At 48.2% G+C, this 12,351-nt stretch carries 12 protein-coding genes; 5 read left to right on the forward strand and 7 right to left on the reverse strand.

Going from position 1 to position 12,351, the window contains the following annotated elements:
- Positions 1-35 precede the first annotated feature (35 nt).
- Positions 36-932, forward strand: a complete 897-nt coding sequence (locus K2Q26_09980) for an XdhC/CoxI family protein (GenBank protein MBY0315837.1) — start codon at positions 36-38, stop codon at positions 930-932.
- Positions 929-1,531: an NTP transferase domain-containing protein gene (locus K2Q26_09985; GenBank protein MBY0315838.1), complete on the forward strand. Its 603-nt coding sequence runs from the start codon at positions 929-931 to the stop codon at positions 1,529-1,531. Before K2Q26_09980 ends, K2Q26_09985 begins: the two co-directional genes overlap by 4 nt.
- Here K2Q26_09985 and K2Q26_09990 read toward each other — a convergent pair.
- The 4 genes from K2Q26_09990 to K2Q26_10005 form a co-directional block, all read right to left on the reverse strand.
- Complete coding sequence (locus tag K2Q26_09990; protein ID MBY0315839.1) at positions 1,493-3,424, reverse strand: ABC transporter permease; 1,932 nt, start codon at positions 3,422-3,424, stop codon at positions 1,493-1,495. The genes K2Q26_09985 and K2Q26_09990 overlap by 39 nt on opposite strands.
- Complete coding sequence (locus K2Q26_09995) at positions 3,421-4,365, reverse strand: efflux RND transporter periplasmic adaptor subunit (protein ID MBY0315840.1); 945 nt, start codon at positions 4,363-4,365, stop codon at positions 3,421-3,423. Before K2Q26_09995 ends, K2Q26_09990 begins: the two co-directional genes overlap by 4 nt.
- Positions 4,362-5,636, reverse strand: coding sequence for a TolC family protein (locus tag K2Q26_10000; GenBank protein ID MBY0315841.1), 1,275 nt, complete (start codon positions 5,634-5,636; stop codon positions 4,362-4,364). Before K2Q26_10000 ends, K2Q26_09995 begins: the two co-directional genes overlap by 4 nt.
- A gap of 107 nt (positions 5,637-5,743) precedes the next feature.
- A complete protein-coding gene (locus tag K2Q26_10005; GenBank protein MBY0315842.1) occupies positions 5,744-7,399 on the reverse strand; it encodes a GAF domain-containing protein in 1,656 nt (551 codons plus the stop codon).
- A 123-nt stretch (positions 7,400-7,522) separates the two neighbouring features.
- Here K2Q26_10005 and K2Q26_10010 point away from each other — a divergent pair, with 123 nt between their 5' ends.
- Positions 7,523-8,074: a hypothetical protein gene (locus tag K2Q26_10010; GenBank protein MBY0315843.1), complete on the forward strand. Its 552-nt coding sequence runs from the start codon at positions 7,523-7,525 to the stop codon at positions 8,072-8,074.
- On the opposite strand, the gene K2Q26_10015 is transcribed toward K2Q26_10010, so the two are convergent.
- Positions 8,071-9,915, reverse strand: a complete 1,845-nt coding sequence (locus K2Q26_10015; GenBank protein MBY0315844.1) for a carbamoyltransferase — start codon at positions 9,913-9,915, stop codon at positions 8,071-8,073. The two genes, K2Q26_10010 and K2Q26_10015, sit on opposite strands and share 4 nt — an antisense overlap.
- The gene (locus K2Q26_10020; protein MBY0315845.1) at positions 9,915-10,148 is read right to left on the reverse strand and encodes a hypothetical protein; all 234 of its coding nucleotides are present in this window, start codon (positions 10,146-10,148) and stop codon (positions 9,915-9,917) included. The genes K2Q26_10015 and K2Q26_10020 overlap by 1 nt, the downstream gene beginning before the upstream one ends.
- 156 nt (positions 10,149-10,304) lie before the next feature.
- Here K2Q26_10020 and K2Q26_10025 point away from each other — a divergent pair, with 156 nt between their 5' ends.
- Both K2Q26_10025 and K2Q26_10030 read left to right on the forward strand, forming a co-directional pair.
- Complete coding sequence (locus K2Q26_10025; protein MBY0315846.1) at positions 10,305-10,946, forward strand: chalcone isomerase family protein; 642 nt, start codon at positions 10,305-10,307, stop codon at positions 10,944-10,946.
- A gap of 16 nt (positions 10,947-10,962) precedes the next feature.
- Positions 10,963-11,895, forward strand: coding sequence for a hypothetical protein (locus K2Q26_10030; protein ID MBY0315847.1), 933 nt, complete (start codon positions 10,963-10,965; stop codon positions 11,893-11,895).
- 16 nt (positions 11,896-11,911) lie between these two features.
- Here K2Q26_10030 and K2Q26_10035 read toward each other — a convergent pair whose 3' ends face one another.
- Complete coding sequence (locus K2Q26_10035) at positions 11,912-12,346, reverse strand: hypothetical protein (GenBank protein ID MBY0315848.1); 435 nt, start codon at positions 12,344-12,346, stop codon at positions 11,912-11,914.
- Positions 12,347-12,351 lie beyond the last annotated feature (5 nt).

Raw genomic sequence — 12,351 nt, forward strand, 5'->3', positions numbered from 1 at the left:
TTCAAAAGGTTTATGAAATCTGCAAGGGAATAAAAATGAAAGATCTTATCACCCAAGCTCATTATATCAAAAATCACCGGGGCCGCTCGATCATCGTCGGCACGATTTCCCAAGTGAAAGGCTCCGCTTATCGTCGAGAAGGTGCGCGAAAAATATTTGATCTTGATTCAAAGTTCACTGTCGGGCTTCTGAGTGGTGGGTGTCTCGAAGGTCAAGTGGATCAAGACGTCTTCTCGATGCAAACTTTCCCGCAAGTTCGGGTTTATGATACGAGTGAAATCGAAGATCGCTTTTTTGGTTTTCAAAAGGGTTGCCAAGGCCAGCTCACCATTCGCTTTGATAAAGTGGATTGGAATTCGGAGAATATCTTAGAGAGGTATCTCGGATTTTCTGAAAACCCTCACTTTCCTCCAGTGGTGACTAACGTCGACGGACAGTCGGAAATTTTAACACGTCCTTTTAAGCTTTTTATATTCGGTGCACGCGGTGGTGCCGTAAGTATGATGGAGTTTGCACGAACGCTGGGTTGGACGGTTTTTGTGAATGATTATCGCAAAGATCTGGTGGAGGCATTTCAGCACCCTGACGATGTCGAAGTTCGATCGGTCCAAACGCAAAACATTTTTTTAGATTTACCTTTAGATGAAAGATCTGCGGTCGTATGCATGACTCATAACTATGAGTTTGATCTCGAACTTCTTCGCCAGGCACAAAATCTGCCGCTGGCGTATCTCGGAATCATAGGCTCTGGCAAAAGATTCGAACTTTTAAAGGCCGATTTAAAATCAATCCATTCAGTTGAGCTGAGCTCCGAAACTTTGTCTCGAATTCACTCTCCGGCCGGAGAAAAGCTGACTCGATCGGCGTCGCCAGAGGTCATCTCGCTTTCGGTGATTTATCAAATTCAAACTGTGTTGAGTCAGCCCTCATGATCGTCGGTTTAGTTCTTGCTGCGGGAGAATCACAAAGATTTGGTCGACCCAAACAACTCGAGATATTCCGGGGTCGCACGTTTTTGGAAATCGCCATCGACAATGTCCGGGCGGGAAGTGACCGCTGCTATGTGGCCTTAGGGGCTGAGACCGAAGCGTCTTCGGATATTTGCCAAATGAAAAATTCAGAGGTGATTCATGTGCCAGGTTGGTTGAAAGGTCAGCGACAAACTCTCAAGTCGGCTTTGCAGTTTATATTTGAGCGTCACGACAAAGTGCGGGGGATCTTGGTGGGACTTTGCGATCAGATTTTACTCGAGCCAGATCATTACCAACAGCTCAGGATCGAATTTCAGAAAAGTCAAAAAACCATCGCGACGGAATGGAGCGAAAACTCTAAAATCGTTCACGGCGCACCCATTCTATGGAAGGCCGAGGATCTTCAGCTGATTTTTGCAAAAGAAACGAATGATTCGGGAGGGCAAGAGCTTTTGCAATCCGTGCCTTATGCGACATTAAATAACACGATGGGGATCCTTGACGTCGACCGTCCCAGTGACTTACTCGTAGCGCAGAGCTTCGATCGGATGAAGTCGTGAGGCTTTCACTGCCGGATAAATTCCAAAAACCACACCGATCAACGCCGAGAAGAAAAACGAAAGAAGTACTGAGGATAAGGATACAGAGGTCACCCATCCAATAAGTAATGAAAGCGTCACCGTGATTCCCCAGCCTAGGAGAATGCCAAGGAGTCCTCCTACGGCGCTGACCACCACCGACTCCGCTAAAAACTGAAAGGTAATGTCTCTACGTCTTGCGCCGATGGCTTTTCGCAGGCCAATCTCCTTGGTTCGTTCCGTTACGGAGACAAGCATGATGTTCATAATCCCAATTCCACCGACGAGCAGGGAGATCGCGGCAATCATCGCCAGGAGCGAAGACATGGTGCTGCTACTTTGAGTCAGTGCTTTTTGGATGTCTGCCATATTCCGAATTTCAAAAGCGTTTTCTTGCATCGACAGCGGGATATTTTTGGATCGGTTCACGTAACTGAGGATTTCGTCCTCGATGTCCTCCATCGGTAATCCCTCTTGAACTTGGATATCGGCGGAGTCCACAAATTCCTTTCCGAGAAGTCTTCGCATCGCGGTGACCACCGGAATGAGAATCACATCATCTTGATCCCGCCAGCCATTTGCTCCTTTTTCGGGGAGAATTCCAATCACTTGAAAACTGATCTTATTGATCTTAATCATCTCCCCTAAAGGATTAGTTTCGCCGAAGAGTTCGCGGACTATGGTGGTGCCGATGACGGCGACGCGAGCTCGCTGTCGATTTTCGTCCTCACTAAAAAACCGACCGCGCTCGGGCTTAGAGGCGCGCATTTCGGAATACGTTGAGGAGACTCCTTGCACTTGAGTGTTCCAATTTTTATTCAGATAGGTCACTTGCACGCGACCATTGACGTTGGCGGAGACCTGCGCGATGCCTGGAATTTTGGCTTTGACGGCGTCCACGTCCTCAAGGCTCAGGCGGGCGGTGGCTCCTGATTCCTGGGCGACCCCTCCCATTCGTAAAGAGCCGGCTCGCAACACTAAAAGATTTGTACCCAGGGAGGAAAGTTCACTTTCGATCGACTTTTGAGCCCCGCGTCCCAGCGCCAACATTGCGACAACGGCGGCCACTCCGATCAGTATTCCTAACATCGAAAGTCCCGTTCGTATTTTGTTTCCGAGAAGGGTTTTAAATCCTTCGCGAAAATGCTCCACGAGTTCGTTCTTATTTTCCACGGGGAGTTCGACAGTGGAGTTTTTGTTAGGTGAGGGCGCCTCTTTGCGCTCGTCGGATTGAATCACACCGTCGCGCACGCGAATTAATCTTTTGGCCTGTTGCCCGATGTCTTCCTCGTGAGTCACCATGATGATCGTGATTCCGCTGGCATTAAGATCTTTGAGGATCTGCAAAATCTCTTTTTCGCTTTTAGAGTCTAAATTTCCTGTGGGTTCATCCGCCAGAATAATTCGTGGGGAATTGATCAGGGCTCGCGCGATGGCGACCCGCTGCTGTTGCCCCCCGGAAAGTTCGTTGGGACGGTGACCCCCGCGAGTTCCCAAACCGACCTTATCTAATAAGATCTGGGACTGATCGTCCTTTTTCTGAGAATAAAGCAAGGGGAGTGCAATGTTTTGCTGAGCGCTCATTCGTGGCAATAAATTAAACTGCTGGAAAATAAATCCAATCTCTTCACGGCGGAGAGTTGCCAATTCATCTTCGCTCAATTGGGAGACTTCTCGCCCGTTCAGCTTGTAAGATCCCGCCGATGGAATATCCAAAAGGCCTAAGATATGGGCGAGAGTCGACTTGCCACTTCCTGAGGGGCCCATGATCGCTACAAAGTCGCCGTCCTCAATCGTGAGTGATACACCGTTCAGCGCGTGAACGATGTTGTCTCCCATTTTGTATGTCTTACGAATGTTTTTGATTTCGATCATTTTTTGCGACGACCACCCATGCGCTGCGGAGAGAAGGGATTGCTATTTTTACTCTTTTCAGAGGATTCCTGAACGATGGCCAGGACGCGGTCTCCCGTATTGAGTCCACTCACGATTTCGATTTTTTTTCCGTCGCTGATCCCAGTTTCGATGTCTTTTTCGAGAGGTTGGCCGTCGGTCCCTGGCACTAGAACTTTAGGCGTTTTTGCCGAAGTGTCGATCACGTCCACTGGAAGAGTAGGAATATTCTCTTTCACCTCTAAAAGAAACGTCACGTTGGCTGTCATTCCACTGCGCATAAAGTCCGGTGTTTGATCGGGAACAACATCGACTTGGTAAGTGGTGACATTATTCGTTGTTTTTGCCTCAAACGCGATTTGATCCACGTGGCCTTCGATTTTTTCTTTCGCGTAGGCATCGAGAACGATAACGGCCCTTTGCTTGAGTTTCACTTGCGCCATGTCGGTCTCGTCGACTTGGGCTTTGACGGTGAGTTTATCCGAAAGAACCATGATCGCATCCGCATTTGTAAATGTTTGCCCGGGCTCAACGCTTCTTAAAATCACAGTGCCGTGAATGGGCGAGATCACCGGTGTCGGACGATACATATCTTCCCAACGTCGAACTTCAGCGGCGCCCTGAGCGCGAGCGGCATCCAGCATGGCGGCGCGCTCGGTAGAACTCATCCAGGCTAAGATTTGCCCTTTGCGAACCGCTTGACCTTCGACAACAAGAACGTCTTCCACGCGACCGGCGATGGGTGGTTTGATTTCCAAACGATTTTTGGGCTGAACTGTGCCGCTGGTCAATATCTTCACTTCGATGGTCCCTTGTTCCACGTCCACCGGGCGATAGGACACTGTCGCGCCCCGTTTTTTATAAAAGAAGTATCCAGTCGCACCGATCACAGCGACGAGCAGAAAACCAATCCAGTACTTCATGGGAGAACTCCTTTTCCTAAAGCCTGCTCCCAAGAAGCTTCGGCTAAAATACGATCACGGCGACTTTGCAGATAGGTTTTTTGCCGAGTGATAAGATCGTTTTCAATGACATCCCAATCTTCAAACGTCATCAATCCGTTGTTGTAGCGTTTGCGAGCAATTTCTGCACGAGTTTGTGCAGCGTTCTTAAAGCTTTCATCCACTTTAAATTTGACGACGGCCTGCTGGTAATTGGCGAAGGCTTGTTCTAGCTTAGACACAACATCTCGGCGAAGATTCACCCGGGTTAAGCGGGCCGAGGATTCGGCGGCCAGTGCGCTTCGAGTGGTGTTGTAATCCCGTCCCCCCATAAAAAGAGGATAGGAGAGTACAACTCCAAAGGCCCATCGATCTCTTTGCTCGGGAAAGAATTCAGTGTCGAGCTTTCCAAGCGTTCCACTCAAGTTGAGTGCTGGTAAAAATTGAGATCGCGCCACCGTGACAGCGGCGGCGGCTCCTTCCTCGCGGGCTTCGGACTGCCGATACTCCGGAACACTTTGCGCGAGTTCGCCAAAGTTGGGTCGAACTCTCTCGGGAGAGTCGCCGGGGATGTCATCGATCGCCATGAGTTCTTCGCTTTCGTCGCGGCCTAATGTTCGAGCGAGCTGAGCCGAAGACACCAATTGGTTATTGTAGGCTTGGAGATCATCGTAGCGAGCTTGCTCGGCATAGGCGCGTGAGAGCAGGACTGAGCCCTTGTTTTCGCGCCCGCTTTCAAAGCGTAAATCCACTAATCGCAAGTTCTCCTCACGCCGCCGAATGATTTCCTGAGTGAGTTTTTTATAAGCAATGGCGTAGCGAAGATTTTCGTAAGCCGACTTAAGGTCGTAACTGACTTTGGCTTTAGTGATTTGGGCGTTGAGGGCCGAAACACGAGTGTTGGCGTCGGCTTGCTCTCGTCGCCCCCAATCTTGAAACCCATTAAAAATATTCCAGTTCCCCGTCAGCGTGGCGCTGTAAAGGTTCGAACCGGAGGCATTATCGCCAAAACTCAATTGAGATTGGCCGCGATTTAAAGCCAGGTTGGCATTGATCTGAGGAAGAAAAGGACTGTAGGCCGCGCGCTCCGTGTAGCGGTTGGACCGCAAAGCTTCTTCCGCCGACTGCACTTCGGCATTGTTGCGCATGGTTTCGTTGATGGCCTCGTTCCAGGTGAGTGTCGACGAGGCGGCGTCGGCGTCGGTGGAGAACGTCAGCGCGAAAATAAAGGTCAAAATAGACAGGGTTGGCATAGACCGATGTTAGCGTCGATCTATAAATTTGGCGAGAAACAAATGCTGAGACATCATGTTATCAGACTCTACAGCAATTGTTGAAAAATTATGGCAAAAAGAACCCGTTATGAGGCCTTCGACTTCATTCCTGATACAAATTCAAACACACGGGCTTCGATAAAGATGCGGAGTAGCTCGGAGTCCAATTTTCCGTCGTTGGCCTCTGCAAACAGAATATCAAGGGCGGCATCAAAGGTTAATGACTTCTTATAGGGACGATCAAAGGCGACCAGGGCGTCATAAATGTCAGAGATGCTCATCATTCGGGCCTGAATGGGGATTTCCTGTCCCGAAATCCCACGAGGGTAACCGGAGCCGTCCATTTTTTCGTGATGGCAGTGGGCGATATGAGGGATTTGCTCAAGGCCTTCGGTCCAAGCGATTCCTTTGAGAAATTCGTAGGTGTGGTCCACATGGGATTCAATCGAGAGGCGCTCCTCGCGGCTTAAACTTCCCTTGGGAATGGACAGAATCTTCATCTCTTTGTCGGTAAGAATTTTTTGTCCGAGATGCTGGCTCGAGACGTCGATCATCTTTAAAATGCGATCCAGACTCTTCTGATCTTTAAGGACGTAAGGTTCATTGGCCTGCATCACGCCGCTTTTCAATTGGCGAATCATCAGTTTCGAGCCTTCGATCCCTTGCTTGAGCTTTTCTATTTTATGACCCAAATCGTGCATCTTGATGGAATCTGCACTGTCTAATTTTTCGAAAATCTCCTCAATGCAGCGACGCCACATCGAAGCCTCTTCCTTAAATTCGAGACTGTCGAGTCGAAGCAGAATGGATTCTAGCTCGCGGGAGTGTAATTTTTTTTGTTTGAGCAAAACTTCTTCTTTGACCCCTAATTTCCCAAAATCATGGAGGAGGGCCGCGTAGCGCAACTCGCGAATTTGCTCTTCGGAAAAAATAATATTTTTATACGGACCACTTCCAGTTTTGTGGACCGCGAGCGCTAACTCGGTCGTTAGGATGGCGACGCGATCACTGTGTCCGCTGGTGGTGGGATCTCGGGATTCAATGGCCTTAATCGACGCATGAACGAAGCTTTCGAAAAGTTTTTCGATACTTTCGCTCAACTGGGCGTTTTCAATGGCCACCGCCGCTTGGGAAGCAAAAACCTGCATCAATTCTTTATCGTCGTCATCGAAGCTGATGACATTTTTGACGTTGAGGACTTTGGTTTCGCTCATCTCTTTGACCCCCTTGGGAGTCAGTTTGTTGATGAGTTGGATCACTCCTCGAACTTGCCCGTGGGCCGTAATCATCGGCACGGCGAGCATGGATTTTGTGTGATACTTTCGCTCTTTATCGTAAGCGGGATTAAAGCGGAACGGAGAGTCCTCAGGCATCGCGTAGCAGTCGTCGATGGACAGTGTTTCTTTAGAGAGGGCGCAATAGCCGGCGATACTGCGTTTATTAATTTCGAGAACACCATCCTGCTCTTGAGCGCCGGTGCTGCGATTGATGGTCCGTAAAAAACGGAGGACGGGAATCTTTTGTGGTGTGAGGAGGGGATTGTTTTTAGAGTCATGAAACATCATTTTCTTATCGATCAAATAGATGCTGGCTCCCTCGGCCTGAGTGACTTCCAAGCATTTATCCAAAAATAACTGCATTAAATTGGTGAGTTCTTTTTCGGAGGACAACGCAACGCCAATCTCAATCAGCGTTTTAAATCGTTCTAGCATGGAAGGTTTTTCTTCAGGTTTTTTTCTCATCAAGTTACTATCGGTTGTCTAAATTATTGAATTAACGTCTTGATCTGTGTTTTTCTCACTTTGAGACATGCTTTTTATAATTACGCCTAAGGTCCTAAAGTTTAGCTCTCAAAATGTCGATAAATGGCTATGATCGCCGGGGGAAAACGTCAGAAATTCTTATCCGTTGGTATTTGCCTTGTCCTTGGGCTTGTGCTGGTTTTGCCGTTTCAAAACTGCGGCCTCGAGCCCACTGCGGCCACAGGCACGGGGAATACCTATTCGAATGATGAAGATGACGACACTCCGGATTGCTTAGCCACCGCGGTCGACTGCGGTCCCAACTCGGCCTATTTGCAGATCAGCGTCGATATAAAAAATCCGCTCCAGCTCAGTCCCGGTACATCCATGCTGACGGTCTCCGGGCGTTGTAACACCGGGAACTTTCCAGAACACTACATCTCTTGGCAGTGGACGGATTCTGCAGGGAACGTGATGGCCTCGCGCAACGACTCTTCGATTTGCGTTCGCGGTCGTTATCAGATTTCAGTGGTATTGGCAGGGATCAACGATAACGAAGTGCAAACGATTCGTGCCGAAATTATTGGATTGCTCGAGGGAAATTCTATCCGCAATTATCAAGCGGGCGGTTCGGCCGAAGCTGATTTTAGTCGAATGCCGCCACCACCACCTTAATCCAAATCGAATTGAGTTTTCTGAGTGGACGTCCATTGCGGTTGGCTCGATTTTTCTAAAAAGTAATTTCCAATGACTAAAATATCTAAGTCGGTTTCCATAAAGCACCGGTAGGCGTCTTCGGCTGAGGAAACGATGGGTTCGCCTCTCACATTAAAGCTGGTATTGACTAAAATCGGGCACCCGGTCAGTTCGTAAAACTGACGCAGGAGTCGATGGAAGCGGGGATTGGTCTCTTGGTGGACTGTCTGTAGGCGTGCCGAATTGTCCACGTGAGTGACTGCGGGAATTTGGGAGCGATCGGTGTTTAATAGATCCATTCCCGTGCGTGCTAACTGTTGCTCCGACAAACTTTTAAGTTTTTCCTTTTTAACATCGACGGTGAAGAGCATGTAGGGACTCTCTCCTCGGAACTCGAACCATTCTTCAACCTTCTCCGCCAGCACCGCCGGAGCAAATGGTCTAAAACTTTCGCGGAATTTGATTTTGAGATTTAAATCTCTTTGAATTGTCGCGGAACGGGGATCGGCAAGAATAGAGCGATTGCCAAGAGCTCGAGGACCAAATTCCATAGGTCCGTGGACCCAACCCACCGCTTGCCCACGGCTCAGCGATTGTGCAGTTCGGGCCATCAGAGTCTCCTCCGATAGATTTTCAAAGACGGCCGAGTACTTTTCTAACGTGCGACGAGTCTCCATGGCTGTGGGCTCAGGGCCAAGATAAGAGCCATTCATCTGATCGTGAGTTTGAACCCGGCGCGGAGTTTTCAAATGAATGTGCTCCACAGCAAGAGCTGCACCGAGCGATCCTCCGGCATCACCAGAGGCGGGTTGAATCCAAATGTTTTTGAAAACATTTTCGCGGAGTAATAGTCCATTCGCCACACAGTTCAGGGCGACACCACCCGCTAGACAAACGTTCTCTTCTCCGGTGAGGGCGCGAGCATGATGGGCTATTTTTAGAACAATATCTTCGATCACCCTTTGTATCGAAGCGGCGAGATCCATCTGCTCCTGAGTGACTTCGCCCTCCGGTATTCGGGGTCTCTCTCCAAAAAGATAAAGCCACTTTTCCGGGTTATACATTTTTTCGTCGGAAAGAAAGTTGAAATAGTCCATATTCAACTGAAAGGAGCCATCCTCTTTCACGTTGATCATATGGTTAAGAATCATGCGTCGATACTTCGGTTTTCCGTAGGGGGCCAAACCCATCATTTTGTACTCTCCGGAGTTCACCTTAAATCCGAGGAAGGCGGTGAACGCCGAATAAAGCAGACCCAGCGAATGAGGAAAACGAATTTCTTTTATAAAGCGAATTTGATGATCCTGACCATGAGCAATGGTGGTTGTCGACCATTCTCCAACTCCATCCATTGTGAGGATCGCCGCGGATTTAAACGGAGACGGGAAGAAGGCCGAAGCGGCGTGGCTGAGATGATGTTCCGAGAAAAGAATTTTTCCGCCGAGAGTTTTTTTGTTTCCAAAGTCCGGTGAAATTGACCGCAACTGACGTTGAATCATTTCCTTTTGGAAAAGTTTATCTTTAAGCCACTCCGGAATGGCTTTCAGAAATAACGGAAACCCGCTGGGGGCTGTGGCCAGGAAAGTCTCTAAGATCCGATCGAATTTATGAAAGGGCTTCTCGTAAAAAACAATGTATTCTAAGTCGGCCGGATGGATGTTCTGAGATTTGAGGCAAAAATCAATGGCATGTTTCGGGAAACTCGCATCAAATTTTTTACGTGTGAATCGCTCCTCTTGAGCGGCACAAAGAATTTTACCTTGGTGAATCAAAGCGGCGGAGCTGTCGTGGTAAAAGGCGGAAATTCCTAAAATGGCCATTAAAACTGCTTCTCCATTTGTGACGGAGGCTGATCCTCTCGATTTTTCCAATGGGTGTCGACTTTGCGATTCCATTTCAGGGAGAGTTCATCTCGCCCCAAAATTTTAAAGAGAAGAGCCAGTGGCACAATCATCGCAAAGTACACGACGAAAAGGAGAAGAGGATTCATGATCTTAGAAATCAACTCACCGAACGAAATCCACTGTTTGTACAACCATTTAAGGACACTCATCCTTTAATTAAACGTCTCGACCTGTAAAAAGTAAACGTCCTCTGCATCTTGCGACCCGTCATCCTTGTAAAATTTAGAATTGTCTCTGTGGAGGTACAAAGACAGCGTGTTCCTGGGAGGCGGATGATACTTCAGGTCACCTTTGGAGGGAAAATTATGAAAACAATCATTTTATCGTTAGCCTTATGTTTAAGCACGACTTGGGCGCAAGCCAACATTCTTCAACTCACACCTGGAACCGAAACTAAAGGGGGAGTGACAATCTCTACCGCTGGAGTCGCTACAGCGAAAGGAGTTCAACACGAACTCGTCACCGTTGGGAGCGGAATTCGCGTGAAGTACTTGATTGGCTCGATTGGTACAAAAGTTTATGTGGCTCAGCTCTTAGTGACAGATCCTAATTCTTACAACAAAGCTGACGGCTTAAAATCCGCGGCAGCTCAATCTGTCTCGGCATTGGTTCTCTCTTTTGTGACAACAGTCCCTGCCAACAAGGTTTATAGTTCCTTCGAAGATGGACTTGTTACAAATAACGTCGACACTTCAGCTCCTGATGTGAGTGCATTTTTAAATGCCGTCAACAGCGCTGGAGAAGCGGCCAACGGTAAAAATTTAACTTTGCTTTTTGTTAAAAACGCCGATGGTTCAGAGACTCTCAGCTACGAACATACCAATGGAAAGGTTGTCGAAATCACTGGCTCGGCGGGGCTCGCCGAAAAGATCCTTTCCATTTGGCTTGGAACTCCGGTCGATGGTGATGATGGCTTAGCGGAACTTAAAGTTGAACTCTTAAAATAAAGATTAAGGAAAACCCATGAAAAATCTAATTCTTCTTTCGACTTTAATTCTGATCACTGGTTGCAAAATGTTGGACGCGGTCGATGCGGTCAACGAGACGCCGCAAAAGATGGACAACATGAATGCAGAAATGCAGGACATGAAAGGTCAGATGTTAAAAACCAACGAGGCCATTCGGATGCAGAAGTTGGCGATCGCGAAAGAAAACTTAGAGGACGAAAAAAATGGGATGATTTTAACTCCCATTCCTTTCGGTCTCATGGGTTACGCCAAACTATTTGCTGAGACGGCGAAAGTCGATGAGCTTGTTGCACAGACTTACCTTTACATCACCGACGTTCACGACGGGCTACCGGCACCCTCTGTGGGTGAGGATGGTTCGGCCCTCGATTTTACGGCAGAGCAGATTTCTCGAATCAATCAGTATAAATCCCATCGATTTGCAGCGATGCAAGCGATTGCGAACTTCATTCCGACAGAGGTTTTGGCGCAAATGATCGACGAAGAAATCATTGCGGGCGGTCGCTATCGCGAGACGGCTTTGGCTCTCCTGATGATGCGGGTGCAGTTTAATAAAAAAGTGATGTTAGATAATAGCCTCCTGGCTCAAGAGCTAAAATCGGTGGGCGCTTTGGAAAAAGCCTACGAGTATCTTCTAGATATCGAAAAAGTTTTCGCATTACCTTTTGCCAGTGAAATTGGCTACGATATGTATGGATTTTTACCTCCGATGAAGTCCGAAGTGGTTTTCTTAACTCCCGAGCTGATGAAGTCCATAATGGTGAACACCATTCAAAAGATCAATCTGCGAGGAAAAAAACTAAAGAACATCAAGCAAAGCCAATGGACGGGAGATGAGGCGAAAGACAAGGCTCAACTGCAAAAGAGCCAAGCGCGCGCCGATCAGATCTTCGCGGACCTCGACGCCAAGCTCCAACTCTGGAAGTAGTGGAAAGGCGTACCTTTTAATGATCGTGGGCGTCGGTGCCGCTGTCGTCGGCGGGGTTGACCAGATGTTGAGCCCCTTTGACGCACTCTTCGGCGATCCTTTGGCCTTTTTCGGAGCTCATAAAATCCTCAACAATTTTACCGACACGTTGATCGTAAGATTCTGGGCTGTCGGTATTGGGATTGTATTTTGTTGGAATGATTTGTTCCGCTTCGATTTTGTCAGTCGCGCACGTGCAGTACTCGCGCATAAATGTTTTATCTACACCTTCTTCAGCGTTGGTGCATGAATCTATAAAAACACTTTTGAAATCTTCTGGCCACTTTTCACTTTTTGAGGAGGCCACATCGGCCTCTGCTAAACCCCAGCCGAGTCCGTAGCGAAGACCTAACTTAACTCCGACGGCAACCAGGACAACAACGAGACCGCCGATAATTTTTGCTTTACTCATGATGG

This window comes from Bdellovibrionales bacterium (assembly GCA_019750295.1).
Lineage (GTDB): Bacteria > Bdellovibrionota > Bdellovibrionia > Bdellovibrionales > JAGQZY01 > JAIEOS01.